Consider the following 449-nt stretch of genomic DNA (forward strand, 5'->3'; position numbering starts at 1 on the left):
ATCAGCACATAGGCGATGAGGAAGATAGCGCAGATAGACAAGGTCACAATCAACATCATATTCGTATCTATTACACCAATCACTTTTAAAATCAGGCTAAGCATATGGTAGGCAAAGGCGAGATGTATGAAGGCAAAAAGCAAAGGAAGAAAGAAAACAGTTAAAACCTGTTTGTTGATGGTTTGCTTGATTTGCTTTTGATCCAAACCGACTTTCTGCAAGATAATAAAGCGTTCACGGTCTTCATAGCCTTCAGAAATTTGTTTGTAATAGATGACCAGAACCGTTCCAACCATAAAGATAATGGATAGGAAAATACCGATAAAGAAGACACCACCAAAGAGGGCACTCATCTGAGCACTAGCATCTGCTAGATTGCTACCATACACATAGCTACCTTCAGTGTTTAATTGAGCATTAAACTTTTGTAAGTATTTTTCATATTCTTC

1 pseudogene is annotated in these 449 nt (G+C 37.6%); it reads right to left on the bottom strand.

Going from position 1 to position 449, the window contains the following annotated elements:
* Positions 1 to 449: pseudogene (locus B7697_RS00025) on the bottom strand (FtsX-like permease family protein); the annotation flags it as partial.

The sequence above is a fragment of the Streptococcus mitis genome, assembly GCF_002096895.1.
In the GTDB taxonomy this organism is placed as follows: domain Bacteria; phylum Bacillota; class Bacilli; order Lactobacillales; family Streptococcaceae; genus Streptococcus; species Streptococcus mitis_AH.